This window comes from Streptomyces sp. NPDC056224 (assembly GCF_042267665.1).
GTDB lineage: Bacteria > Actinomycetota > Actinomycetes > Streptomycetales > Streptomycetaceae > Streptomyces.
Genome location: NZ_JBHJTK010000002.1, coordinates 221,599 through 245,924 on the forward strand (window position 1 = coordinate 221,599; position 24,326 = coordinate 245,924).

The 24,326-nt window shown below is 71.2% G+C and carries 23 protein-coding genes and 1 pseudogene; 17 read left to right on the forward strand and 7 right to left on the reverse strand.

All coding sequences use genetic code 11. The features are described 5' to 3' along the window. Window positions 1-37: 37 nt before the first annotated feature. Window positions 38-448, reverse strand: a complete 411-nt coding sequence (locus ACFCZ1_RS05095) for a hypothetical protein (protein WP_376676972.1) — start codon at window positions 446-448, stop codon at window positions 38-40. 355 nt (window positions 449-803) lie between these two features. Between ACFCZ1_RS05095 and ACFCZ1_RS05100 the strand changes: the two genes are divergently transcribed. Further along, window positions 804-1,301, forward strand: coding sequence for a hypothetical protein (locus ACFCZ1_RS05100; protein WP_376676973.1), 498 nt, complete (start codon window positions 804-806; stop codon window positions 1,299-1,301). Window positions 1,302-1,746: 445 nt separating this feature from the next. Here ACFCZ1_RS05100 and ACFCZ1_RS05105 read toward each other — a convergent pair whose 3' ends face one another. Together ACFCZ1_RS05105 and ACFCZ1_RS05110 are read right to left on the reverse strand one after the other, a co-directional pair. Beyond that, window positions 1,747-2,439 (reverse strand): DUF5701 family protein, encoded by a 693-nt coding sequence (locus ACFCZ1_RS05105; RefSeq protein ID WP_376677104.1) that lies wholly within the window; start codon window positions 2,437-2,439, stop codon window positions 1,747-1,749. Between the two features lie 522 nt (window positions 2,440-2,961). Continuing rightward, window positions 2,962-4,464: a long-chain fatty acid--CoA ligase gene (locus ACFCZ1_RS05110; protein ID WP_376676974.1), complete on the reverse strand. Its 1,503-nt coding sequence runs from the start codon at window positions 4,462-4,464 to the stop codon at window positions 2,962-2,964. 449 nt (window positions 4,465-4,913) lie between these two features. On the opposite strand from ACFCZ1_RS05110, the gene ACFCZ1_RS05115 reads away from it, so the two are divergent. The 7 genes from ACFCZ1_RS05115 to ACFCZ1_RS05145 all read left to right on the forward strand — a co-directional run bounded on the left by ACFCZ1_RS05115 (window position 4,914) and on the right by ACFCZ1_RS05145 (window position 13,192). After that, a complete protein-coding gene (locus tag ACFCZ1_RS05115) occupies window positions 4,914-5,126 on the forward strand; it encodes a hypothetical protein (RefSeq protein ID WP_376676975.1) in 213 nt (70 codons plus the stop codon). Between the two features lie 695 nt (window positions 5,127-5,821). Further along, a complete protein-coding gene (locus ACFCZ1_RS05120; protein ID WP_376676976.1) occupies window positions 5,822-6,058 on the forward strand; it encodes a hypothetical protein in 237 nt (78 codons plus the stop codon). 929 nt (window positions 6,059-6,987) lie between these two features. Continuing rightward, the gene (locus ACFCZ1_RS05125; RefSeq protein WP_376676977.1) at window positions 6,988-7,473 is read left to right on the forward strand and encodes a lamin tail domain-containing protein; all 486 of its coding nucleotides are present in this window, start codon (window positions 6,988-6,990) and stop codon (window positions 7,471-7,473) included. A 338-nt stretch (window positions 7,474-7,811) separates the two neighbouring features. Continuing rightward, window positions 7,812-10,334 carry a SpoIIE family protein phosphatase gene (locus ACFCZ1_RS05130; protein ID WP_376676978.1) on the forward strand — a complete coding sequence of 841 codons (2,523 nt, stop codon included), beginning with the start codon at window positions 7,812-7,814 and terminating at the stop codon, window positions 10,332-10,334. A 68-nt stretch (window positions 10,335-10,402) separates the two neighbouring features. Next, on the forward strand, window positions 10,403-10,978 hold the full coding sequence (locus tag ACFCZ1_RS05135) for a hypothetical protein (RefSeq protein ID WP_376676979.1): 576 nt from the start codon (window positions 10,403-10,405) through the stop codon (window positions 10,976-10,978). Continuing rightward, window positions 10,975-11,838: a DUF5995 family protein gene (locus ACFCZ1_RS05140; RefSeq protein WP_376676980.1), complete on the forward strand. Its 864-nt coding sequence runs from the start codon at window positions 10,975-10,977 to the stop codon at window positions 11,836-11,838. Before ACFCZ1_RS05135 ends, ACFCZ1_RS05140 begins: the two co-directional genes overlap by 4 nt. A gap of 130 nt (window positions 11,839-11,968) precedes the next feature. Beyond that, complete coding sequence (locus ACFCZ1_RS05145) at window positions 11,969-13,192, forward strand: MFS transporter (RefSeq protein WP_376676981.1); 1,224 nt, start codon at window positions 11,969-11,971, stop codon at window positions 13,190-13,192. Window positions 13,193-13,337: 145 nt separating this feature from the next. On the opposite strand, the gene ACFCZ1_RS05150 is transcribed toward ACFCZ1_RS05145, so the two are convergent. Beyond that, window positions 13,338-13,928, reverse strand: coding sequence for a DUF6461 domain-containing protein (locus tag ACFCZ1_RS05150; RefSeq protein ID WP_376676982.1), 591 nt, complete (start codon window positions 13,926-13,928; stop codon window positions 13,338-13,340). Window positions 13,929-14,028: 100 nt separating this feature from the next. Here ACFCZ1_RS05150 and ACFCZ1_RS05155 point away from each other — a divergent pair, with 100 nt between their 5' ends. After that, a complete protein-coding gene (locus tag ACFCZ1_RS05155) occupies window positions 14,029-14,646 on the forward strand; it encodes a GNAT family N-acetyltransferase (RefSeq protein WP_376676983.1) in 618 nt (205 codons plus the stop codon). 187 nt (window positions 14,647-14,833) lie between these two features. Here ACFCZ1_RS05155 and ACFCZ1_RS05160 read toward each other — a convergent pair whose 3' ends face one another. After that, window positions 14,834-16,075 carry a glycosyltransferase gene (locus tag ACFCZ1_RS05160; RefSeq protein ID WP_376676984.1) on the reverse strand — a complete coding sequence of 414 codons (1,242 nt, stop codon included), beginning with the start codon at window positions 16,073-16,075 and terminating at the stop codon, window positions 14,834-14,836. Between the two features lie 295 nt (window positions 16,076-16,370). Between ACFCZ1_RS05160 and ACFCZ1_RS05165 the strand changes: the two genes are divergently transcribed. The 6 genes from ACFCZ1_RS05165 to ACFCZ1_RS05190 all read left to right on the forward strand — a co-directional run bounded on the left by ACFCZ1_RS05165 (window position 16,371) and on the right by ACFCZ1_RS05190 (window position 21,181). Next, window positions 16,371-16,937, forward strand: a complete 567-nt coding sequence (locus ACFCZ1_RS05165) for a TetR/AcrR family transcriptional regulator (RefSeq protein ID WP_376676985.1) — start codon at window positions 16,371-16,373, stop codon at window positions 16,935-16,937. A gap of 97 nt (window positions 16,938-17,034) precedes the next feature. Further along, entirely contained in the window at window positions 17,035-17,595 is a 561-nt protein-coding gene (locus ACFCZ1_RS05170; RefSeq protein WP_376676986.1) for an SRPBCC family protein, read from the forward strand. A gap of 69 nt (window positions 17,596-17,664) precedes the next feature. Continuing rightward, window positions 17,665-19,062: a carotenoid oxygenase family protein gene (locus tag ACFCZ1_RS05175; RefSeq protein ID WP_376676987.1), complete on the forward strand. Its 1,398-nt coding sequence runs from the start codon at window positions 17,665-17,667 to the stop codon at window positions 19,060-19,062. Window positions 19,063-19,257: 195 nt separating this feature from the next. Then, window positions 19,258-19,833: a matrixin family metalloprotease gene (locus ACFCZ1_RS05180; protein ID WP_376676988.1), complete on the forward strand. Its 576-nt coding sequence runs from the start codon at window positions 19,258-19,260 to the stop codon at window positions 19,831-19,833. Continuing rightward, window positions 19,833-20,390 carry a hypothetical protein gene (locus tag ACFCZ1_RS05185; protein WP_376676989.1) on the forward strand — a complete coding sequence of 186 codons (558 nt, stop codon included), beginning with the start codon at window positions 19,833-19,835 and terminating at the stop codon, window positions 20,388-20,390. Before ACFCZ1_RS05180 ends, ACFCZ1_RS05185 begins: the two co-directional genes overlap by 1 nt. 236 nt (window positions 20,391-20,626) lie before the next feature. Beyond that, entirely contained in the window at window positions 20,627-21,181 is a 555-nt protein-coding gene (locus ACFCZ1_RS05190) for a hypothetical protein (RefSeq protein ID WP_376676990.1), read from the forward strand. Between the two features lie 58 nt (window positions 21,182-21,239). Here ACFCZ1_RS05190 and ACFCZ1_RS05195 read toward each other — a convergent pair. Together ACFCZ1_RS05195 and ACFCZ1_RS05200 are read right to left on the reverse strand one after the other, a co-directional pair. Beyond that, a pseudogene (locus ACFCZ1_RS05195) lies at window positions 21,240-22,156 on the reverse strand (IS982 family transposase). A gap of 292 nt (window positions 22,157-22,448) precedes the next feature. Further along, on the reverse strand, window positions 22,449-23,135 hold the full coding sequence (locus ACFCZ1_RS05200) for a hypothetical protein (protein WP_376676991.1): 687 nt from the start codon (window positions 23,133-23,135) through the stop codon (window positions 22,449-22,451). A gap of 328 nt (window positions 23,136-23,463) precedes the next feature. Here ACFCZ1_RS05200 and ACFCZ1_RS05205 point away from each other — a divergent pair, with 328 nt between their 5' ends. Both ACFCZ1_RS05205 and ACFCZ1_RS05210 read left to right on the forward strand, forming a co-directional pair. Continuing rightward, the gene (locus tag ACFCZ1_RS05205) at window positions 23,464-23,835 is read left to right on the forward strand and encodes a hypothetical protein (protein ID WP_376676992.1); all 372 of its coding nucleotides are present in this window, start codon (window positions 23,464-23,466) and stop codon (window positions 23,833-23,835) included. A gap of 261 nt (window positions 23,836-24,096) precedes the next feature. Further along, a complete protein-coding gene (locus ACFCZ1_RS05210) occupies window positions 24,097-24,306 on the forward strand; it encodes a hypothetical protein (RefSeq protein ID WP_376676993.1) in 210 nt (69 codons plus the stop codon). Window positions 24,307-24,326 lie beyond the last annotated feature (20 nt).

Consider the following 24,326-nt stretch of genomic DNA (forward strand, 5'->3'; position numbering starts at 1 on the left):
CGCCGCGAGGAGGGTGCCGCGTGTCCGCTCCGAGCGGTCAGCGCCCGGACCCGCCGTCTCCGGCCTTCCGTTTCGAGGAGGCGATCAAGAGCGAAAGGCCGCCGGTCACGACCAGGCTCCCGATCATGACCATGCCCACGCCGATCGCGAAGAGCCCGCTGGAGTCGTCCGACCAGTCGTAATACGCGGCGACGGTCAGCCCGATGGTGGTGCCGAACACAGCGGCCGGGACGTGCTCCCGGAAGGCGGCCCAGCACACCGGTGCCAGCAGAGTCAGCCCGAGCCCGATCACCTGCCACGCCTCGTAGGGGCCGGTCGTCGAACCGTCAGGGTGCACGTCACGGTGCTGGTCCCAGCCCAGCCAGGCAGCCCACGCCGCCATCGCCACTCCGGCCAGCACCAGAGTCACCGAGAGTCGGGGAGCTGGTTTCGTCAGTCGTATGCGCATGACCCCAGTGTTCCGGTTCACCCGAACGCAAGTCAGAGCGCTGCTACTCAACTCCACCCGAGTATGAGCGCCTTGACCGGCAGCCGACGGTCACCGACGACGCAGAGGCGGTCGTGGCCGGGTTAGGCCATCGGGTGCACCGCCGGGTGACCCGCCGGACTTCCGAGGCCGCCGACATCCAGGTGCCTAGGGTTCGCGACGCCTGTTCGACAGCAGTCGGCCTGTCGGTGACCGGTGATCCGTCAAGATCAGCGGGATGGGACACTGGTCGGCCGTGCAGAGACACAAGAGAACAGAGAGGCAGGACGTCATCGTGCGACGGCGACATGGGCCCACAGCCCTGGCGTCCCTGGTCATGGCGGCGCTGATGACGGTGACGGTGGCGGCCTGCGCCCATCCGCTGCAAGACCTCGGCCCGCTGCCCCCGCGGTTTTCGGGTCCGCCGCTGCCTGCCGACACGGTGGTGTCGGAGATGACGTCGGTACTGGCGGCGGAGGGCATCACAGTGGAGAGGGAGCCTTCGAACGTTCGGGGCATGTGCTCCGAACGGCTCTCGGGGCGCCACGCGCCGGAGACCGTGGACGCCGCCCTGAAGGCGGCCTTCGCGCGAGCCCGTTCCGAGCACGGCTGGCAGACCGGTCCCGACATGGGAAGCGAGACGCTCACCCTCACAAAGGGCAACTGGACGCTCGTGGCCGGCTTCCCGCCGAAGCCGGCAAACGGCCTTCAGGCACCGGTTCTCATGTCGTTGATGTGCGTGGACGGCGGCGGTACGTCTTCTGCCCCCACGGCACCCTCTTCGTCTCCCTCCCCCTCTTCACCGGCGCTCACACCCCCACCGGCCTCGCTCTGAGGGCGCCCGCGCCCGCGCCGTGCCGCGCTCGCCGAACCGCGACGCGGACGGGCACGCCGACCGGGCGTGACCCCACGTCCGGCCGGTCGTTGAGCCTGACGGTCAGCGAAGTGACACAGCCGGGCCCCGGGACCTGCGTCCCGGGGCCTCGTCTGTCAGAACAGCGAGCGGGGGACCCACCGGCCTGGGGTGGGCAGTGGGTTACGAGCCGGGCGGGCCGAACCGGGGGCACCGCCAGGGCCGGCGCGAACCGCCTCGTCCGCGCGTTCTGGCGCTGCACGGGTAACAGCGGCCGAAGACGGTGACCGTACGGGCGAGCCGGAAGCGACGGCCCAGCCCGGGCACCGCACGCGACCGGCCCCCGGCGACCTCGCCCGTCCCGTCCCCGCCCGTCCCATCCCCGCCCGACCTGGGCCGGGCTGGGCGGACCGCACCTCCCGCGGACCTAGTGCCCTCGGCCCGTGGCGGAGGCGAAGCCCAGCCAGGTGTGGCGGTTGCCCCACCAGCACCAGCCGATCTTCGGGGCGTTGCGCCGCTCGCGGCCGTCCCGCCCGGTGCCGTTGCTGATCCATATCGCCGGGGTGCGGGCGTCCAAGGCGCCGTTCGCCTTGCGCAGCCGGGAGCCGATGGTCATGAAGCAACGGTTGCGCTCCAGTACCGCCGGCTGCTGGAGCACCCAGTGGATGCCCTCCGTGAGCAGCAGCGGGGTGCGGTCCTCCTCGGTGAGCGCGGGAAGTGCCTCGTCCGGGCTCCAGTTGGCCATGTGGTCGCCGCGATCGAGGCCGGTGACGAGGTAGAGCGGGGTGTCGGGCAGCTCGACGGCGCTGGGGGCGAAGCGGTCGACGTCCGGCATGTCGGTGACGACGAAGCCGGGCTTGCCGTCGTGGCGGAGCAGCGGTGCGAGGGCGGAGGCGGGAACACGGTCCGGGTGGACGGCGAGCAGGACGTCGCCGTGCCCGCTGTCGGCGTCTTCGGCGAAGGTGCGCAGCCGGTCGGCGGGCATCACCGCGAGCTCGTGCACCCCGAGCCCGATCAGGTGTTCTGCCTGGGCGGCGAGCGGCGGGAGCAGGTGCGGGAGCGGGAGCGGGAGCGGGAGCGGGAGCGGGAGCACGCTGGCGGTGGACGAGGTATCGGGCAAGGTACTCATCCATTCCGTCGTGTGAAGCGGTGGACCTGGGATGAACGAGGCGGCCTTCCAGATCGTTCCCGGAACCGGTTCGCGCAGCACGAAGGGCGCCGTCCGTGGGTTGATCCACGGACGGCGCCCTCACCGCGGTGGGCCTGGATCCAGTTCCGTGCGGTCGTCCCGACCTCGCCGTGCTTCCCAGGTCTTCCGGCGAGTCCCGATCGGTTCTATCCCCGTTCCCAGAAGGTGCAGTTGCGGCGGGTGTCCGGGGCGCCCGGGCCGAGGCTCGGACAAGGCACCGGGTCCTGCGCGGGTGGGGACGGGCGCTCCCATCGCGGCTGCCCGGCCGGAGTGCTTTCCGAGCCTTCCAGGTACAGCGTGGCCGCCCCGCCGGCCAGGACGAGCACCGCCCAGCCGGCCACCGACCACCGCCGGATCGACCTCGACAACGTCCGCCCCCTGCCCTCGCCGCCCTCGGGACTCCCCCGGTCCCCTTCTCCCTGCCATGATCGCAGGGCCTCGTGCCGGCGGCCGTCAGTTCTCGATCGTGATCTCACGCTTGAGGATCTTGCCCGTCGGGCCCTTCGGCAGGCCCGGGACCAGCTGGACGACCCTGGGGTACTTGTACGGGGCCACGCGGGCCTTCACGAACTCACGCAGTTCGTCCGCGGTGACCCCGGCACCCGGCTTCAGCGTGACGACGGCGGCGACCTCCTCTCCGTGCACCTCGTGCGGGACTCCCACGACGGCGGCTTCGGCGACGGCCGGGTGCTCGTAGAAGACCTCCTCGATCTCGCGCGGGTAGACGTTGTATCCGCCGCGGATGACGAGGTCCTTCTTGCGGTCGACGATGAAGTAGAAGCCGTCCTCGTCGCGTCGCGCCAGGTCGCCCGTGCGGAACCAGCCGTCGGCGAACGCGGCCTCGTCGGCCTCGGGGCGGTTCCAGTAGCCGGGCATGACGTTCGGCCCCTGCACCGCGATCTCGCCGACTTCGCCTGCGGCGACGTCCTTGGCCTCGTCGTCGATCAGGCGTACCCGCACGCCGGCGATCGGGGTGCCGATCGAGCCGGGCTTGCGGGGGCCGTCGAGCGAACCGAACGTGACCACCGGGGCGGTCTCGGACAGGCCGTAGCCCTCGACGACCGGACATCCGAACGTCGACTCGAATCGGTGCAGCACCTCCACGGGCATCGCCGAACCGCCCGTCACGCACAGCCGCAGGCTGCTGCTGTCGCCCGTCAGGCCGGTCGAGCCGTTCGCGTCGGCGGCGGCGAGCAGGCCCAGGAACATGGTGGGCACGCCCTCCATCACCGTGACGTGGTCTCGGGAGAGGATCTCGAGTGCCTTCGCCGCGTCGAAGCGCGGAAGCAGGGTGACGCGGGCGCCCGTGAGCACCGCCGCATTCAGACCACAGGTCTGGCCGAACACGTGGAAGAAGGGAAGGCCTCCGAAGACCGTGTCCGAAGCCGACATCTCCAGCACGCGTGCCACGGTCGCGGTGTTGCTGCCCAGGTTGCCGTGGGTGAGCCGGGCGCCCTTGGGCCGGCCGGTGGTACCGGACGTGTAGAGCAGCACGGCGAGGTCGTCGCCGTCCCGGTCCACGACCCCGGTGCGCGGCTCGGTGGCGGCCAAGGCGGCGCCGAAGGGCTCCGCGGTCACGTCGACGCAAGCGATGCCCAGCTCCGCCGCCGCGGCACCGGCCTCGGCCAGCGCCGGCCCCCAGGCCAGGATCAGTCGGGCACCGCAGTCGCCGGCGCCGTAGCCGATCTCGGCGGACTTCAGCAACGGGTTCATCGGGACGGCGACCGCGCCCGCCCGCAGGATGCCGTAGTAGGCGACCGCGAAGTGCGGGATGTTGGGCAGCAGGATCGCCACTCGGTCGCCGGGCCCGACGCCCTGGGTGGCCAGCCAGCCGGCGACGCGCGCACTGCGCTCGTCCAGCGACCGGTAGTCGAGCGCCAGGTCGTCCAACTGGATCGCGATGCGGTCGGGGTTCGCCGCGGCGGTGCGGGCCAGGTTGAGGGCGAGGTTGGTCATCTTGACCTCTTTCTGATGTTCGGTCTTCAGGTGGGCGCCGGTCGCCACTGTGCCGGCCCGCTGTCAGCGGGCCGGCACAGTGGGGTGGTGCATGTCCGCTGAGAACTCGGCCGCTTCGGCCCTGCCCTGCTCTTGATCGCCAGGCTATCGGCCAGGTGGCGGACGCCGACGCGCGAGGGCGGTCACGGCCGCGCGGCGGGTCGGTACGGGCATCGAGTCTCCCTGTTCGATCCACGCCGTCCGCTGACCGCCGGCAGGGGGCAGGTCCAGGCCGCGCCTCAAGCCGACCACCGCATCAGCGGGACCTGGGCCTCGATGCGCCGGCGCAGGCATTCGGGTGGCGACGTGCCGTGTCGGACTGCCGGGGCCGCCCGTGTTCGCCATCCTGGGCCGGGCGCGGCATCGCAGTCGCTGCCGCGCCCCTCCCCCACGGCGAGAAGGAGTACGGCATGCCGACGGACGCGGTCAGGCGTTTCCTCGCGGCTTTGGAACCGCACCATCGGGAGGCCTTCACCAGCAGACCGGACGAGGAGCAGGAGCGACTCGCGGCCGCTTGGGAACAGGAGCTGGAGTCGGACGACGAGCTCGACACTCTCGATGAACTGTCACCACCCGCCGCGGAGGCCGAAGCGGCCCGCCGCGTCATGGGCCGCGAACGTTGACACGTCCTCATCACGCACGACGGTGCCCCGGGACGAGCGCCCGGGGCATCGTCTTGCCCGGAGATCGGTGGACGCGGCCCCGGGCACCGGCCGGGACGGAAGCTCGGCTGCTCAGGTCGGCGTGAGAGTCGCCTACCCGAAACGTGGCCAGGGCCATGACGGAGTGCGGCACAGCGGCTCCTCACCTGGGGCGCAGGCGGTCTGCGCCTGCGCATGATGTCGGCGGCCCGTGGAGCCGGGTGCCGTCGTCGCACCAGTAGCCCGCCGCCGCCAGATGGCGGAACGCGCGTCGCCGCCCGGAAGACAGGTTCACGGCCGCGGCACGCGTTCCGCCCTCACGGTCCTTGAGCTGGTGCGCCGGGCCTGCCGGAACGTCGGCGGGCAAGGTGAAGGTCACCGGCTCCCTCTTCTCCGTCGGGCAGGGCACAGACCAGACCACCATCGTCAACCCCGTAGGTCCGAGCAGCGGTGCGGCACGAGCACCACACCCCCCCCCCGGGGCGACCACCGGATCCGCCGCACGGCCCTGTCCACACGCTCCGTGCGCCCGGCGGGCGTCAGCCACCGCGAGCCGGACCGCCGAGACCGGCATGCCGGGGGACGGCCCCGCCGGCGCCCCGACCGCACCACGCGGCGGCGTACACCACCGGCTGGCCGCGGTTACGGCAGGGCCGCGACGTGGAAGCGATCTCCGCATGACCGAAAGCGCGAGTCCCTACATCTCCTCGGCGCGGGTCACCGTACTCGCCGTACAGCCCGGTGCCCCGCCGTTCCGCATTGTGGAGATCGACGGCGAGGTCGTCGGCACGGCCAGGTCCATGACGGACGTGGTCCTGACCGCCGCTGCCGCCGGCATCACGATCCACGACTTGGACAATCCGGGCGAGGTCCGGTGGGTCGGCGGCGGAAAGTACCACTGGCGTACGCACTGACAGGGCGGCGCGGACACGCTCGCCCCCATCGAGGCCGGGCTCGTATGACCGTCGTCCAGGGGTGGAATGCGGCCGCGGCCGCGCCTACGTCGCGGGCAGCCCTCGCGTGGCCGCCGCAGCCTGCCGGAACGGAGAGCCGGACGGGCCCACCCGGCGCCCTCGCGGCTCCGGCCGGGGCGACGGGGCGGGCCGTCCGCACCGAATCCGAACGAGCCGACCCGCTCGACCGCGGGAGACGCGCCCGAGCATCGCGCGGCCTGCGTCGGCACGGCACCGGAGCAATTGCGGACCGCACGACGCTGCCCTGCGTGGGCGGGGACCCCCCTTCGTGGGCGCGGGCACCCCGGCGCGGGCCGGCACATCCGACGCATCGTCGAGCAGCCGCCCCGCCCGGGCCGCCGCACCAGGACGGGGCGCTCACGAGACACCCGATCCGCCGCTCCGGCCGATGACCTACGGCATCGCGTTTTCGCGCCGCTCCGCCCACGCGTCCAGCCCTGAGGATCGTCCGGCCACGCCTCGATGGCCGCCCATGCCTCGGCTGCCGCCCACGTCTCGCACACCAGAATCGTTTCCGTAGGTGCGGGCGAAGGAATGCGGGAAGCGGCTGTTACAGGGCCTTGAACCCGTTCGGCGCAGGGGCGGGGGCCGGCGTCGGAGGTGTGAGGTCCGCTGCCGGGAAGCGCTGTGCGCAGGCCGCCCACCGGCTCGCGTCGAACTGTCGCGACATCCGCGTCAACACAGCCCTGACGGTTGTCCGTTACAAGGGAGAGTTACGGACATGTCCGGATTAGGCAACACGCGCCGAATGAGCTGTATTCAGGGGCGGTTGAGGGCCAGAGTGTGGCTCCTCGGCAGGACGCCGGGAACCGTTCGAAGCCCGCCCGGCTTGCACGAGGCCGGGCCGGGCCGTCTGTTGAAGGGGTCACATGTCTGCTTCTCTCGCCACCCGCCGTGCTCTCGCCGCGCTCCTGGCCGCCGGCGGCCTGATCGGCGCGGCGGCACTGCCGGCCGCCGCCGACGACGACCACCGGCGCGACCACCGCGGCACCCACTCCTCGATCGTCATCGGCGACGTCCAGTACGACAGCCCCGGCCGCGACGACCGCTCCAACCGTGCCCTGAACCGCGAATGGGTCGAGGTGAAGAACACCGGCCGCCACAGCGTCAACCTGCGCGGCTTCACCCTCACCGACCGAGACGGCAACCGCTACCGCTTCACCGACTTCCGCCTCGACGGACGCTCCAGCGTCAAGGTCCACACCGGCCAGGGCCGCGACAGCCGCCACGACGTCTACCAGGACCGCCGCCGCCAGATCTGGGACGAGCGCGACACCGCCACCCTCCGCGACAACCGCGGCAACGTCGTCGACACCGAGTCCTGGGGCCGCCGCGGACACCAGCACCGAGGCTGACCCAGACCGGCGGCTCCCCCACCCGCGGGAAGGGTGAGCCGCCGGCCACCGGGTGTGGTGTGGCGTGCCGACGGCAACCCGGCCGCGGCACGCCACACCCAAGCAGGCGCCGGTCGCCCATGACCGGCGCCCACGACCGTCGCCCGCCGGACCCATCGGCACCGGCCGCGCCCCTGTGCAGCCGCACCTCCTGCGCGCGGCACCCTTGCCGTTGCCCGCACCCTCCGCCGCCACAAGAGGCCTGGTCAGAGCGGGTGTGTGCGACGTGCGATCGCCGCACCACCCTGCGTGGCCACCTCGGCCGGGCTGACCTGCGATTCTCTGCGCACACTGGAAACATGCCCGGGATGACGGTCGGCGAGACGGCGGAGCGTGAGGACCTGCTCTCCGCGGCTGCTGTCGAAGCCGTCGAACGGACCAGTGCCTACGCCGGGAGTGTCTTTCTCCGTTCCCGCGACCGCCGGTCGGTCGTGCTCGCCGCGGCCTGCGGGGTGCCGCCCTCCCTGCTCGGTGGCTGGCGCCTCATTCCGGTCAACAGCCCCATCCCGGTTGCCGTGGCGTACAGCGCCGGGCGCACGGTCCACCTGGCCGACGCGGAAGAGACCATGCGCCGGTATCCGCAGGTCGCACTGGCTCTGCCGTACGCCTTCGGCTCTTGTTCCGTGCCGGTGAGCGCGGGAGGCGAGGCCTTCGGAACGCTGGCGATCGTCTGGGCGGCCTCCCCCGGCAGGGGTGGGCTCTCCAAGGCCGAGCGCCGCCGAGTGCGGACCATCGCCAGACGGCTCGGCGACTCCCTCGCCAGCCTGCGGGCACGTACGGGCGATCCCGTGGAATGCGACCCGGAGACGGCGCCCGTCGAGGTTCCGGCTCCCTCGCCGTCGGCCGTACGGGTCGGCTTGTTCGACTGGGATCTCACCGCCGACACCGTGACCATGGACGATCAAAGCTGCGCGATCTTCGGGCTTGACGCCCGTACGTTCGACGGACGAGCCGAAACGCTCGCTTCCAGCCTGCACCCCGGCGATCTCGCCGCTTTCCGGGCCTACGCGCGGGTGGCCACCGACGAGGGCCAGCCCATAGCGCGGCGTCTGCGCGTACGGGTACGGGCCGGCACGGGCAGCGGCGGAAGCTACCGCACGGTCGAGCTGTGGGGCCGCACGCCGGAGGCCGAAGCCGGGTGGGCGCGCGCCCTGGCCGGAGCGGTCGTGGACGCGCGGGCCGGGCACCTGGCCGCCGCCGCGATCGAGCGTCTGTCGGACGGACTGTTCTCGCTCGCCCCCGACGGACAGGTCACCTACGCCAACCGCAGCGCCCTGCACCTCTTGGACGTGCACGGCGAGACGCTGCTGGGCCACTGCCTCTGGGACGCGCTGCCGTGGCTGTCCGATCCCGACATCGAGTACCGGCACCGGTCCGCGATGATCTCCCAGGCGCCGGCCTCCTTCCTCGCCACCCCCTCGCCCGGCCGGTGGCTCGCCTTCTCCCTCCACCCCGCCCCGGACGGGGTGACCGGCCGGGTCGTGCCGGTCGGCCAACCGCCTCCGGACAAGACGCCGCCCGCCCCGCCGACCGTGGCAACACCCGCCACCGCACCGGCACGCATGGGCGTCATGTACCACGTCCTGCAGCTGGGCAGCGCGCTGACCGAGGCGGTCACCGCCCGGGAAGTCTGCGAAGTGGTCTCCGACCAGCTCCTGCCGGCCTTCGGAGGCCAGCGGCTCGCCATCTACGTCGTACGCGACGACACGTTGCACCTGCTCTTCCACACCGGCCACGACAAGGGCTTCCTCGACTGGCTGGAGGGCGTACCCCTGCACGCCCACCTGCCGGGCACGGAAACCCTGACGTCCGGCGCTCCGCTCTTCATCGAGTCGCAGCAGGACCTCGCCCGGAGCTATCCGGACATTCCCACGGGCGGGGTGAGCTCGTGGGCGTACCTGCCGCTGATCGCCTCCAGTCACCCCGTCGGCACCTGCATCCTCGGCTTCGACGAGATCCATCAGTTCACCGAGAGGGACCGCGGCGTCCTGACCGCACTCGCCGGGCTGATCGCCCAGGCTCTGGAACGCGCCAGGCTCTACGACTCGGAATTCACCCTCGCGCGCGGCCTGCAGCAGGCGCTCCTGCCGCACCGGCTCCCCGTACTCCCGGGCATCCGTACCGTCATGCGCTATCTGCCCGGCACCAGCGGAATGGACATCGGCGGCGACTGGTACGACGTCATCCCCACCGACAGCGGGGTCTGCCTCGTCATCGGAGACGTCGAGGGCCACAGCATCGCCGCCGCGGCCACCATGGCCCAGCTGCGCAGTGCGGTACGAGCCTTCGCGGCCGTGGGGCACACGCCCGGCGATGTGATGGCCGGTGCCAACCGAACCCTCATCGACCTCGACCCCGGCCTGCTCGCCAGTTGCTGCTTCATCCACCTCGAACCCGACGGCCACCACGCCCACGCCGTCACCGCCGGCCACCCGCCACCCCTGCTGCGCCACCCCGACGGGACCACCGACATCCTCGACCTGGACGTCGGCCCGATCCTCGGCGTGGAGCGCACGAGCGCCTATCCCGAAACCCTGATCGTGCTCCCGCCGGGTTCCGTCCTCGCCCTCTACACCGACGGCCTGGTCGAGGAGCCCTCAGCCGACATCGACGTGGGGATCGACCGGTTGCGGGCCTCGCTGGCCCACGCCCGTGCCGACTCCCTGAACGCACTCGCCGACCGGCTCCTGCACAACGCCCGCGGCTCTGCCTACCGGGCCGACGACATCGCCCTGCTCCTCATCGAGACCACCACCGACCAGCACGCCGCTCGACCGCGGCACCGTCCCGGCCGCGACCTCAGCCGGGCCGAGTCACCGTGAAGGGCGGGGCGGGAGACACGCCCCCGCACTCACGTTCCGTGCACACTGTCGACGGTAGGCTACACAGGGTGACGAACCATGCCGACAGCGCGCCGTCCCGCTCAGACGCTCCCAGTCACATCTACTACTTCGACGTGGGGGCCGGGGACTGGCAGGGGGAGTTCACCTTCCGGGTCACCTCGTGGCGACGCCTCCGCACCACCCGAGGCATCGGGCTGCGGAACCGGGCGCTCGTCATCGCGATGGCCCTCACCCAGCGGCTGACCGGAGCGTCCCGGCTGGAGTCGACGATCATCGCCAGCCCGTCCGCGGGCGCCTTCGGTGTGGCCGACAACGTGGTCAGGGTCTCCAAGTTCGGCGTGACCCTGTACCTGCTGAAGGAGCGTTATCTGCTCGCCCCCGACGGCAGAGGCGTCACCGTAGAGGCGAACGAGCAGTTCAGCCCCGTGCCGGGGATCCTGACACGGAAGTTCACCTACCCCGCGGAGATCCAGCCGTCCGGCATGGGGTCCACCTACCACATGCCGCTGCTGGGGAGCCCATGGACGGCGACGTACCGGGTCGGGACCGACCGGCAGAGCCTGGCCGGGGAACTCGTCTGCGACTGGGCGAAGGCCACGGAGAACGCCCGCCGGGTCTCATGACGGGGGACACTGCCGCCGCTGCCGCCGCCGAGAGGGTCGCCGGAGTCGCCGGGGAGCTCGCCGTCCGCGTCACGCGGTACGAGGCCCAACGGGACCACCGCGCGGTGTTCGCCTACACCTACTTCCGGCTGACCTCGGACCTCGCCGCCGGCCTGCGCACGAACAACCTGTCGTTCACGGCACCCGATTGGGTCGCCGACCTGTCCGTCTCCCTCGCCGCGGCCTATTTCACGGCGATGGACGCCATCGACACCTGGCTGGGGCTCGTCCCCGATGCCCGCTCCCGGCCCGGCCGCGAGGTCCGCTCCGCCGATCTTCCGGAGACCGTCCCGAGACCCTGGCGGGACGTCTACGCCGCTTCGACCGTGCGGCACTCGTATGTCCTGGAGGAGGTGCTCTTCTCCATGATGGCGCACATGTCCTACGACCTGCCGCTGGCGCTCCGTGCGCTGGCCACGCATGCGGACGTCCACCACCGCATCGCCGACTTCCACCGGATGAACGATCTGCTGGCCTCGTCCATCGACGTGGTCCAGGACGAGATCGCCGCCCGCTACTGCCGTCGGCTCCATTCACTGGACCGCGTGTTCGTCCACGACGACGAACTCTTCACCAGCTACGGGATCCGGGTCGCCCGGGGCATGGCCTGGTTCAATTGCGACAGGCTCCTGGATCCGGACGCGAGCGCCGAGGCGATGGGCTCCATCAGCAGGTCCACGGCCGCATTCATCGCCGAGTTCCGCTCCCCGGACGACTGGAGGCGCCGCCACGCCTTCCGGGTCCTGCGGGCGCTGGTCCCTTCCCGCCGCCAGTGGCCGACGTCGCCGAGCACGCCTGCCGACGTGGGCACCGTGCGCTGAGCCCGTCGCGGGAGATTCCCCCCAGGGCCTGGGCACGGGCGCCCGGTTGATCGACGGCAGGGGCTGACTGGCTGTTAGAATGGACGCGTTGGCCTTCGGCGCCCCAAGGGTGCGTCCGGAGGCTTTTTTTATGCCATCCGACACCTCTCCACCCACCACGCCGCCCTCCGTCACCGGCTACCGCGCCCTGCTCCGCAACCGGGAGTTCGCCGGCCTGTACGCCGGCTTCACTCTGACGACCGCCGCGACCACCCTTTCGGGCTTCGCCCTCGGCATGCTGGTCAGCCATCAGACACGGTCTCCGTTCCTGACGGCCGTCAGTATGTACGGCGCCACGTTCGCGACGGTGCTCGGCGCGCTGACGCTGATGTCGGCAGCGGACGGGGGCCGACCTCGCCGGACCCTCGTGGCGCTCCAGTGCGTTTCGTTGGCGGGTATCGCGGCACAGGCGATCCCGGGGCTGCCGCTGGCCGTCCGGTTCGGTCTCCTCCTGGTGCTGGGGTTCTTCCAGTCCCTGGGGACCGGAACGCGGATGGGGCTGCTCGCCGAGGTCTCGCCGACTTCCACGTACGCGCTCGCACGTTCGCTGATGAACATCACCTCGGGCGGCATGGCGGTCCTCGGCTACGCCCTCGGCGCCCTGCTGCTGCGGTACCTGAACCCGCAGGGCGTCTTCGTCATGGCCGCTTCCCTGACCGGACTCGCGCTCGTCGTCGTGGCGACGACCGTCCGGGAACACTCGATCCGCCTGACCCGCCGCCCCGGACTGCGTCAGACCTGGACCACCAACGCCGCGCTGTTCTCCCACTCCGGCCAGCGGGCCCTCCTGCTGAACCTGTGGGTCCCCAATGGCCTGGTGGTCGGGTGCGAGGCCCTGTTCATCTCGTACTCCCCGCGCCACGCGGGCGCCCTCCTGGCCGCCGGATCGGCCGGCATGCTCCTCGGAGACCTGGTCGTCGGGCGGCTGCTCAGCGCCGACGGGCGGCGCCGCCACGCGTTCGCGCTGCGGCTGCTGCTGGCCTTCCCGTACCTGCTGTTCGCCGCCCACCCGCCCCTTCCGGTGGTGATGGCCGCGGTGTTCATCGCGAGCGTCGGGTTCGCCGCCACCCTGCCGCTCCAGGAGCAGCTCCTCGCGTCGACCCCCGACGCCGTCCAGGGCCAGGTGCAGGGTGTCGAGTCCGCCGGCCGCATGACGTGGCAGGGCATCGGAGCCGCGATCGCCGGCTCCGTCGCCCAACACTTCACCGCCGGCACCGCGATCACCGCCCTGGCCGCGATCTCCGTCGTCATCACCGTCGCCTCCCGGCCCTTCGTGGCGGAGCGGCGGCCGAGGCCGGTACGCGCACGTCAGTGACGGCTGGGCAGCACCGCGCCGGCGAAAGCCCGCTGCGGCCGGTGAACCGGCGCCGGCGAACGGTACGGCGCAGCTGGGCGGATCCTGCTCGCCTGACCGAAGGGACGGTTGCCGACGCGGGCACGGCCCTTCCGGGGTCGAGGGCTCAGCCCGGGAGCGGATCCAGTCTTCCGCTCCAACGCGCGTCGTCGACATCGCCGGGTTTCGTCAGGCGGATCCCGAACGCGTCCTCCGCCAGCGCCAGGACGCCGTACAGGGGCGCGACCCGGCCAGGAACGAGCCCGAGCGGCCTCATGTGCTCGTCCAGCCTTGTCGGGTCCTGTCCGGTCGGTTCGAGTTCCTGGAGCGTGTGGAAGTCCACGACGGTCTCGCCGTTGACCGCGTACTTGAACCAGTGCATCGGCTTCTCGTTGTAGTGCAGCACCACGGCCTCGGTTCCCGTGGAGACGGCCTGCAGGATCCGCTCGTCCAGCCCGTGCATGCCGCCCTGTTCCCATGCCCACGTCCACGGGCCGTCAGTGCCGGTGGTGACGACCGGTTCGTCGTCGTCGAGAAAGTCGTCGTCGAAGTCGTCGGACAGGTCCGTGGCGTCGCGCAGCGCCAGGGTCGACGGGTCCACGCCCATGCGGCTGAGAACCTCAGCCGGCGCCACGCCCCGTACGAACGTCAGCGTGAAGAAGGGGAAGTCCCCTTCCCGGAACAGGTCGAGGCCGCCGCCCCCATGGGTACTCGTCATGCGGCGGATGCTGCCACATGCCGGTCGAGCCGCGTTGTCGCCGGCCCCCTGTCCCGTGAGCTGACACCCGCCGGAGGTTGAAGATCATCAAGGGTGCAGAATGATCTATATGGCGATAACGAACACCGTGACGAAGGCAACGGTCGCTGACGCTCAACTGATCAGCCGAACCCTGGCCTTCGCCTTCGACGACGACCCGATGATGCGCTGGTTCTTCCCCGAGGACTCCACCCGTGAGGCGGACCTGGGCCGATACTTCACCACCCTCTTCACCCGGCAGTACGTCCACCACGGCGTGTGCGAGCGCACCGGCGCAGCGGCCGCCTTCTGGGTGTCGCCCGAGGGGCAGGCAAAGGCCGTTCCCGACGCGGAGACCATCGAGGAGCTCCAGAACATCCTCGGTGACCGGGCTCCGCTCTTCCGCGATGCCGTCGTGGCAGCGGCCGAGCACGCACCGACGGAACCTCACTGGTACCTGGCGGTGATCGGCGCCGACCCGGCCGCCCGGGGCCAGGGACACGGGGCCGCGCTGCTGCGCTCGGGGCTGGCCGAGGCCGACGCGGCGGGCCTGCCCGTCTACCTGGAGTCCTCCAAGCCGTCCAACCTCCCCTTCTACGAGCACTTCGGCTTCGCCGTGCGCGAGGAGGTGCGACTGCCGGGTGGCGGGCCGGTGCTGTGGGCCATGCGGCGTGAGCCCCGTCCCCCGGCCGGCGAGTAGAGAACCCCTGGCCGGGCGATCCCGGAGGCCGGTGCTGCCGCTCACGGGCCGCGTCGTCCGCTCGTCGGCCGTCGGGCTGCGTCGCAGAACTCCTCAGTGCGTGCCGGTTCTTAGGGCATGCGGAGACGGAGTCGGCGGCGCAGCCCGGCGACGGGTGGCGCCCGCGGCACGTCGGTCCCGCGGAGGCTCAGGCGGACAGTGGCGGCCGCCCGCAGTTGACGGCGTCGCACAGCAGTTTCGCGGCCACCGCCGCCCCGTCGGTGCGGAACTCCGCGGCCACGGCGGCCGCCCGTTCGCGGGTCTCGGGGGTCAAGGCCGTCCGGAGCGCGGCTGACAGCGACCCGGCGGTCGGAGTCGGACCGTCATGCGCCGCACCGATGCCCAACCGGGCCACCCGGCCCGCGAAATACGGCTGGTCCCCTCCCTGGGGCACCACCACCTGGGGCGCGCCGGCCCAGGTGGCCGTCGTCGTCGTTCCCGCACCACCGTGGTGCACGACGGCGGCCACCCGGCGGAACAGTGCCTGATGGTTGACCTCGCCGACGACGAAGCAGTCCTCGCGGTCGTCGATCAGGTCCAGGTCCGCCCAGCCGCGCGAGACGACGGCGCGTCGGCCCTGCGCCCGGATCGCTTCGACGACCTCCCGGGCGACGCCCTGGGGATCGCGCATGGGGATGCTGCCGAAGCCCACGTACACCGGTGGTGTGCCGGCGTTCAGGAACGCCATCAGGTCTGCGGGGAGCGGGCGTCCGTCCGGCAGGACCCACGCGCCGGTCTGCACCACGTCGAGGTCGGCCGGCCGCTGCCACGGGGCCAGGACCGGGTCCGTGGCCAGCCACGGCGTGTCGGTGAAGACGTGGTCGCGGACGTTGCCGACCGGCGGCAGGCCGACCGAGGCCCGGTGGGTGTTGACCGCCTCGCCGAACACCGCTTGCGCGTCCTGGGCGTCCCGGTCCCACAGCACCTGGTTGTCGGTCACGTCCGAAGGGAGCGGCCGGCCCGGCCGCGGCATCGGCGGGTGGTGCGGCGACGGCAGGCTGACGGGCTGGTAACTCGCGTACACGTACCGGATGCCGAGCTTCTCGGCCGCCGCCTTCACGCCCGCCACCGCCGGCACGAGGCCGGTCGCCACCAGCACGTCACACCCCTCGGCCGCTGCGGTGACGTTGTCGTAGAACGCGGCGGCCAGCTCCGCGGCGCGCCGGGGCACGCCCGCCGGCGAGGGCGGCGTCCTGCCGGTCACCAATGCGCGCACCGACCGGCCGGTGGGCACCATCTCCACGCCGACCCCTGCCAGCCGCTTCGCGAACTCCTCGTCCGGCGGCGCGCACACCCGCACCTCCGCACCCAGTTCCCGCAACCGCACAGCAAGTCCCACCAGCGGTTCGACGCCCCCGCGCGAATCGTACGCGGACAACAGCACACGCATTCCGTGACTCCCATTCCCCCAGGTCTTGGCCTCGGTCGGCGATTCTGCGGCACGATCAGGGGCTTGCCGCAAGCCCCCCGGTGCGCTGTACGTTGAGAACGGGAGAGGAGTGATCACTCCCTTTTCCTTGATCATCCGCAGTGTACGGACCATCCTCCCTCCCACACCCCCTGCACACCGCTGCGTTGACCGCCCGGCCCCCTCGCCGCTCGCGGGATCCGGGCCGGAGCGGACAGGAGCAGGCAGGAGCGAGCAGCGGGTTGACACTCATAGGTGTGAGTGGTTGAGTACTCACATGAAGACGGAACGCCCCCGCCAGCTGTCCACCGCCGAGGAGCGCCGCGAGACGGTGCTGCGTACCGCGATCGGCGCCTTCGCCGCCCGCGGCTACTGGGGCACCACCACGACCGAGGTGGCCAGGGCGGCCGGCATCTCCCAGGCGTACGTCTACCGCCTGTTCCCGAACAAGGAACTGCTGTTCACGGCCGTGGTTGAGCACTGCTTCGTACAGGTGCGGGCCGGCCTGGAGCGAGCGGTGGCCGACGCGACGGGCAGTTCGCCGGAGGTGGTCCTGGGCGCCATGGGGGAGGCGTACGCCCGCCTGATCAGCGACAACGACCTGATGCTGATCCAGCTCCACGCCCAGGCGGCGGCCGTGTCCGAGCAAGCCGTGCGCGAGGCGGTCCGCCAGGGCTACGCCCGGCTGGTGGAGTACGTACGCGGCGCCTCGGGCGGGACCGAGGAGCAGGTCCAGGAGTTCTTCGCGCGCGGCATGCTGTGCCACCTCATCGTCTCCATGGGCGCCGACGAGGTGGACGCCCCCTGGACCCGGACGCTGGCGGCGGGCATCAGGCACTACTGATACCCGTTGCCGCCCACGGCCTGGCTGTCGGCGGGGTGAAAGCCCCGCCTTTCTTTAGGCGTCATTTGTGAGTGGTTAACCACACATGGAGTATGTCGTGAAATCCATCGCCCTCAGCCGCAGCCCCGGCGCCGCGCTCACGACCGACACCGCCGCGCCGTCCGACCCCGCGCCCACCGACCCCATCACCAGATCCACCGAGAGGACGACACACACCATGTTCACCATCGACGAGACCGCCCCCGTCATCGTCCGCCTGTCCACCGCGATCAACGCCCCGCTGGAGCACGTCTGGGCCCTGCACACCGACATCGACGCCTGGGCCGACTGGAACGCGGACGTCGACCAGGCCGAGCTCGACGGCCCGCTGCAGCCCGGAAGCTCCTTCCGCTGGAAGACGTACGGCCTGGACATCACCTCCACCATCCGCGAGGTCGTCCCCGGCGAGCGCCTGGTCTGGGGCGGCCCCGCCAACGGCATCGAGGGCGTCCACGTCTGGACCTTCGAGGAGACCGGCGGCCAGGTCACCGTCCGCACCGAGGAGTCCTGGAGCGGCGCCCCCGTCGACGCCGCCGTCACAGAGCTGCGCCAGGCCCTCGACGACTCCCTGACCGCCTGGCTCGCGGCCCTCAAAGCCCGCGCCGAGCAGACTGCCTGACGTTCCATCAGCCTGCGCTCGGCGCCCCTCCCCCGGCCGACTTCCACCTTCGAGAAGCGAGGTTCCACCATGACCAGCAAGCCCTATCTGACCGGCCACTACACCCCCGCGGCCGACGAGATCACCGCCACCGGGCTCACCGTCGAGGGCAGCCTGCCACCGGAGCTGACGGGCCGGCTGATCCGCAACAGCCACAATCCCAAGCCGGGCGTCACGCCCTCGCACTGGTTCAAGGGCAGCGGCATGGTCCACGGCATCCGTCTGCGGGAAGGCCGCGCCGAGTGGTACCGCAACCGCTGGGTGCACACCCCGGCCCTGGACGGCGCCCCGTACATGACCGAGCACGGCCCGGACTTGACCGCCAGCACCGCGGGCACCCACGTCATCGAGCACGCCGGACGCCTGCTCGCCCTGTGCGAGGCCAATTTCCCCTTCGAGCTCACCCGCGACCTGGAAACCGTCGGCGCCTACGACTTCGACGGCAAGCTGCGCAGCGCGATGACCGCACACCCCAAGTCCGACCCGCTCACCGGTGAGTTGCACTTCTTCGGCTCCTCGCCGTTCCCGCCCTTCCTGACGTACTACGTCGCCGACGCGAAGGGTCGGGTCACGCACAGTTCCGAAGTGCCGGGAGCCACCGCCGCCCTCAAGCACGACTTCGCCCTCACCCGCCATCACGTGGTCTTCGTCGAGGGCACCGTCACCTTCGACCCGGCCGAGCACTCCGGCATCCCCTACGGCTGGAACGACCAACAGCCGGCCCGGATCGGCGTCATGCCGCGCGGTCCGCAGGGCGCCGGGCAGATCCGCTGGTTCTCCATCGAGCCCGGCAACATGCTGCACGCCGCCAACGCCTACGAGGACGCCGACGGCCGCATCGTGCTGGAAGGCCCGTCCGTGGACCGGGAGGGCTTCCGGCTCTCCTGGAACTGGTGGGTCGGCGCCCCCGGCCGCGGGACCGAGCCCAACACCCGTTCGTACAGCCGTCGCTGGGTCATCGACCTGGCCGCGGGCAGCGTGGGCGAGCAGGTCATCGACGACCTCGCCGTCGAGTTCCCCACCCTCAACGAGGACTACCTCGGCGCCGAGCACCGGTACCAGTACGCCGTCTCCTTCCCCGATCAGGACGGCCAAGGCGGCTACGGCGTCGTCAAGTACGACCGCACCACCGGCACACGCCGCATCCACCGGGCCGGCGACGCCCGGCTGCCCAGCGAAGCCGTCTTCGTCCCCGCCGCAGGCGCCACCCGCGAGGACGACGGCTACCTGCTCACCGTCATCTCCGACCTCAAGCAGGACGCCTCACAGCTCCTGGTCCTCGACGCCTCCGACCTCGACCGGATCGCCACCGTCCACCTTCCGCGCCGCGTCACCGCGGGCATCCACGGCTCGTGGATCCCCGACCCCGACGCCGACACCGACGCGGACGTGCACGTGGACGCGGACGCGGAGGCCTCCGACAGCTGAACCGGCCGGCCCTGGAGGACCCCCGTCCCCCGGGGCCGGCTGCGTCTCCACCCACCTGCGCCGCCGACGCCCGAGGCCGGCGCCCCGCCGGCTCGGGAACGCACGAACGACCACAGAACGCCTCACCGGCGATCTGATCACCCACACGAGCGGCGTCGCGCGGCGTGATCACCACCGGCGCTACGCTGCCGCGCCATGACCCATCCCCGTGCCCGCCCGCTGGGCCTCGCCGCGGCTACCGCCGCCGTCGTCTTCCTCGCCGTACCGCACCCCGCGACGGCCTCAGCCCCGTCCACGCGCGCGGCGGCCCCGTGCATCAAAGGCGAGACCGAGACGCGCCACAAGAGCGCCGTGGACGAGGGAGAGATCAGGTGGACGGACGAGACCGGCTACGACGACTCCCGCAAGTGGGCGATCTCCAGCTGGTCCTACTCCGGACACAAGATCAAGGTCGCGGCGGACGGTGCCACCACCGTCAACGACCTCGCGTTCCGGGACGTAGACGGCGGTACCGGTGACGCCGTGGCGCAGTACGTGTGGGACGACCGGATCGGGGCGACCGACATCATCCGCTTCAACCGGAAGAAGATGACCGGCCGCTCACGGGACTTCCAGCGCGCCGTGGGCGCTCACGAACTCGGCCACGCCCTGGGGCTGTGCCACAAGTCGGACGCCATCGCGTCACTGATGTGGACGAAGGTGCGTGACGACCCGCCGATCACCGGACCGCAGCCGGTCGACAAGGACAACTACAAGAAGCTCTGGGGCTGATGATGAACCGCAAGACCACCGCTGCCGTGGTGTCAGCCGCCGCCCTGTGCGCTGCCGGGGCCTCGGCGTACGCCTATTGGTCGGGCGAGCCGGCCACGGTCCACTCCCTGTGCTCCCCGGACCTGTCCCGGCCCGAGTACGTCGCCGCCTTCGCCCATCAGGTCGCCATCGGCACCGTGACCGAACGCGTCGGGTACCGCGCGAACGGGCCGGGGCGCGGGGACGATCAGGGCGGGGTGATCGTGTCGAAGTTCAGCGTGGACCGGGTGCTGAAGGGGGAGCCGCCCGCCGTGGTCACGCTCGCGCAGGCCGCCCGGCGGCAGGCCGACGGATCGTTCACGACGTACGAGCCGCAGATCCAGGTGCTGGAGCCGGGGCAGCGGTACACCGTGGCGATCGGGAAGAGCGTCGAGGAAGGCGGGATGTGGGTGTGGGGGGCCGACGAGATCAGCGGGCCCGGCGCCGTCTCCCGGGAGGAAGCGTGGGTGAAGGCCGTCGGCTCCCGCACACCGATCCCGGAGTCGACGGCTTGCGACGACGTGATCGACGTCGGCTAGAAGATCGATTCCAAGGGGTCTGTCCCTTGTCAATAAATCCAGCATGTTTGGCGGGGAACCCAGCCGCCGCTGGTGACCGCGTGCCGGAGAAGCGCGGCAGGCGTCGTGGAGGACATGGCCTTGGAGGATGACGGCGGCCTCCCCCACCCGGGGGAAGCCACCGTCCCGCTCTCGTTCCACAGGGCCGTCTGAGTCGGTCGCGCAGGCTGATGAAGCCTTGTTGGCGGCGCGTGACGATGAGTGGCATGAGCATTCAAACGAGCGCCTCGCCCGTCATCTCCGCAGCGGCGCCACCCCGCTGGGCTGTCTGGGCTGCGCATCTGACGACATGGGTAGTCCTGCCGAGCGGACTGTGGCGCATTGCCCTGGTGCTCGGATACCCCGCCGGGTACACCGACGTTGACTTTGAGAGCTTCCAGACGATCGGCGCGAAGGTATGGATGCTGTCACTCAGCGTGCTCTGCGAGCTCGCAGCCTTCCTCACGATTGGTCTGGTACGGCCGTGGGGCGAGGTCGTGCCCCACTGGGTACCGCTGATCGGAGGGCGAAAAGTCCGCCCCATGGCTGCTGTGGTTCCTGCCGCCCTCGGTGCGGCGGCCCTGACCCTGCTCTGGGCCTTCGTCCCCTGGTGGTGGACCTTTCCACACGATGACATGACGCACAGCGGAAACCTCGTCGTCGGCATCCTTTACCAACCGTTGTTCCTCTGGGGCCCGCTCCTAGCCGCCGTCACCGTCTCCTACCACCGCCGCCATCGCACCCCGCGCCGCCAAGCGGAGATCGCCGAGTGAGCACCCGCCCAGCGGTAATCAGTGACAGACGGGCCGGTTCCGTTGGCAACGGACATGGTCAGTGGTCGTAGGCGGTCAGTGAGCGCAGGACGGGCTGGCCTGTGTGGTCGTTGTGCCAGATCGCGGCCGTAAGAGCGAGGATGCGCTGCATGACGCGGGCGATGACACCGCCGGGTGTGCGTCCTCGGTGCTGTTCGAGGTCGAGCTGGCCCTTGAAGGTCTCGTTGACCGACTCGACGACCTGCCGCAAGGGCTTGAGAACAGTGGTGCGCCGGGCCGCTCTGGCTCGCCCTTGCGGGCCGGTCGCAGCAGCCGGATGCCCTGCTCGGCCAACGGACGCTCGAAGTCGCGGCCGAAGTAGTTCTTGTCGCCGATCAGCGTCTGGCCGGGCCGGGCGGCGACGAGGCCCGGTTCGGCCGCGAGCAGGTCCAGCAGGGTCTCGCGTTCGTCTGTCTTCGCTCCGGTGAGGGCGAAGGCGACCGGCAGGCCCTGGAGGGTGCACACCAGGTGCAGCCGAAGGCCCCAGAAGAAGCGGCTGTGGCTCGCGCAGTACCCGTACTGGGCCCATCCGGCCAGGTCGGGGCGTTTGACGGTCTCCTGGGAGCGGCCGCACTCCACGGGTGTGGAGTCCACGATCCACACGTCGTCGCTCCACACGGAGGTGCCGGTGGCGAGGGTCCGGGTGACCCGGCGAAGCAGATCGGCAGCCTTGCGCAGTCGCTTGTTGTAGCCGGGCTGCTTCGGCAGGTAGGGGAAGAGATGCCGCAGGTGAGCGTGGGCATGGCGGAGCCACCTGGCCTCGGAGGTGACGCCGAGCATGGCCTGCATCATCGCGAGTGTGACTAGCTCGGCATCGGTCAGCCGCGGAGCAATCCCGACGACCGGGCGCGAGGGTGCGAGATGCGGCGACGCCTTCAGCAGGTCGTCGGTCTTCACGTAAATCGCGGTCGCGAGGGAGTCCAGCTCTGTCTTCACACACTGACGTTGGGCTCGCCCGCCTCATGCGCGCGGCCGATCCCTTGGAATCGATCATCTAGTGCTGTGGCCGGAAGGGTTTGCCGGGTCGCGGCTCCCCCAGCCACCGCTGGGAGGGGCCCCCAGGCGCCGTGCATCGCAAGGCGGAGGGCCGCGGCCCGTACTGGACGTACCGGCGTGGTCCGACAACGCGGCGAGGTGCCGTGCCGGGGGCCGCGACCCGGTGGACCTTGCCGGTCACAGCACTAGCTAGTCCCCTCTTCTGGATCTTGCCGGTTAAAGCCCGCGGCCCTCAGGCGAGGACGTTGACGGCGCGGGCGATGACGAGGCCGAGGATGAGCAGCGAGACCAGGGCCTGGACGCTCATGGCGATCTTGGCCCAGGCCGCCAGCGGCATGACGTCGGTGGGGCTGAAGGCGGTGGCGTTGGTGAGCGCGAGGTAGAGGTAGTCGATGTAGCGCGGCCTCCAGTGCGGATCCAGCTCGGGGCTGAGGTGCTGGGGGAAGGCGAGTTGGGGTGTGTGGGGCATGCGGTGGGCACGGGCGGCGGCTCCGCCGCTGTCGAGCTCGAAGTACAGCAGGGAGAAGGCCAGAACGGTGGTTGCCCAGACGGTCCCGCCCACCTGCAGCAGGCTGGCGGCGGAACTGGTCTCCTTCCCACCGTGGATGATGTCGTCGACCAGCCGGATCGTCGACCACACGGCACTGAGCGCCAGGACGCCGACCAGCGCGATCGAAGCGGCGCGCAAGATGGTGGAGCGGCGGTCGATGCGGCCGGGATCGCCTGCGATCAGCGCCACAAGAAGCAGCCCCTCGACGGCAGGGAGCACCCAGCGTGCTGCCAGACGCATGTCGTCGGGCAGCAGCAGGGTCAGCGCGATCGCGGCCACCACGGCAGCGGCCATGGGCCAGCGGGCCTCACCGACGACCGTCTCAGGGGTCTGCGGTGCGAACGGGCGGGGGGCGTCGCGTCCACTCACCCGAGGTGCTCCTGGCGGGTGGCAATGAGCTGCGGTGCGCGCAGCGGGTCCCCGCGCCGTGTTCGCGTCAGGGGCAGATGCCGGACGCGCGGGTGGCGGAGCGGTGGCGGACAAGATCGTCGGCGGTTTCGGGCGGCGAGCCTTGGCATGGGTAGATGGTCTCGCCGATTGCCCATCGGGTGGTGATGCCGCGCCCTTGAGCTGACCTGAGATCCGGGACGCTCCAGGGCACGGCATCTTTCAGGGCGCCTGCCTGACGTGGGACACGGTCACGGACGAGGACGCGCTGCCGGGGCAGCGGAATCGATTCTGCTGCCAGACTCGCCCCATGCGAGTCCGGTGCATCAAGATCATTCATCCGCAGGCCGACATACCCGTCCAGGAGTACGACGGAATCCGGGTCGGCGGCATCTACACGGTGCTGGAGATCGAGGTCCTCGCCGGCAGCGAGGTGCAGATCCGCGTGCTGGGCGAGCATGCGCAGGGGCCGGGACTGATGTGGGACGTCGCCGACTTCGACGTGCTCGACACCCGCGTGCCACCGTGCTGGGCCCTCGCCCTGGAGGAGGGCGGCCTGAGTCTGGCTCACGCACTGTGGCAGCGACCCGGCTTCTGGCGCGACTACCACCGCCGCGACCCCCAGGCACTGGCCGATTTCGAGGCCGTCAAGCGTGAATTGCTCGACGACGACGCGCCGTAGGGCTCACCAGGGCACAACCGTCCCTGATCCGGGACCGGCAGCGGGCTCGTCCCCGTGCCTGCGCCGGTGACGCACGCGCTACGGCCTGATCCTCACGTGCCCCGGGGCGTCTTCGAACGCGCGGCCCCGCGGATTCGGCCAGCGCATCGCGTTGCCGCCAATCACCGGAGATCCGACCACAGCGCCGCCCGCCTCGGGCTACACAAGAGGGAGGGGCCGTCGTCCGCTGCCCCGTGGGGATTCAGGCGGGGGGCTGGGCGCTTGTTGACGATCAACGTGGCGGTACTGCTGGTGGTCATCGTCGTCCTGCGGCTGCGCCGCCGCACGGAGGCCCGGAGCCGCTTCGACGAGAAGATGACCGTGATCATCGTTCTGGCGCTGGGGATCGTCCTCGCACCCACGGAGGTCGGTCAGGGCGCTGCCGACTTCCTTGGCCGGCTCGTCAGCGGCGTCTCCCAGGCCGGCCAGTGACCACAGGAGACCGCCTCGAC